The organism is Stenotrophomonas sp. CASM106, assembly GCF_049384825.1.
Lineage (GTDB): Bacteria > Pseudomonadota > Gammaproteobacteria > Xanthomonadales > Xanthomonadaceae > Stenotrophomonas > Stenotrophomonas muris.
Map to the genome: position 1 here is coordinate 1 of NZ_JBMRFS010000031.1, position 537 is coordinate 537.

General features: G+C 69.5%; 1 protein-coding gene. It reads right to left on the reverse strand.

What is annotated here, in order from left to right; all coding sequences use genetic code 11:
- Positions 1–537, reverse strand: a 537-nt coding sequence (locus VG556_RS22355) for a hypothetical protein (protein ID WP_423180050.1), incomplete at both ends; no start/stop codon positions are given.

Sequence of the window (537 nt, forward strand, 5' to 3'; positions counted from 1 at the left end):
GCCTTCCACCGTGGCCAGACGCACACCGGGGATGCCCTGCTCCTGGATGCCTCCGTTGCCGATCACGTAAGCCACTTCGTAGCCGTCGGCCACGCGTGCGACCTCACGGCGTACGGTCGGCGCGGCAGCGGTCAGGCCCTTGCCGGCGTCGCCACTGAGCTGCACGCTCGTGCCCCCCTGTGCATACATCCGCAAGCGATGTCCCTGCGCGCTCTCCAGCACGAAGTCATCGCTGAAGGCCAGCTCGCGCAGGCGCTGGCGCAACACGACCTGGTGCGCTTCGACGGTATCGGAGGTCGACGCACGTCCATGCACCACGCCGATCTGCACGCCGTGCAGCAGGGGCGCACTGGCATCGGCCAGCGGCTGCGGGCCGTCGCCCCGATCCAGCGTGGTCGAGCCGGCCACATAGGCCGAGGCCGCAAAGCCGCCCTGTACACGCACACCGGTCAGCTCGGCACTGTCCTGCCAACCGTCGCCGTCGCGATCGTCGAACACGGTGCCGAACACCAGGCTGTCTTCCAGCAGCGGGTCGGC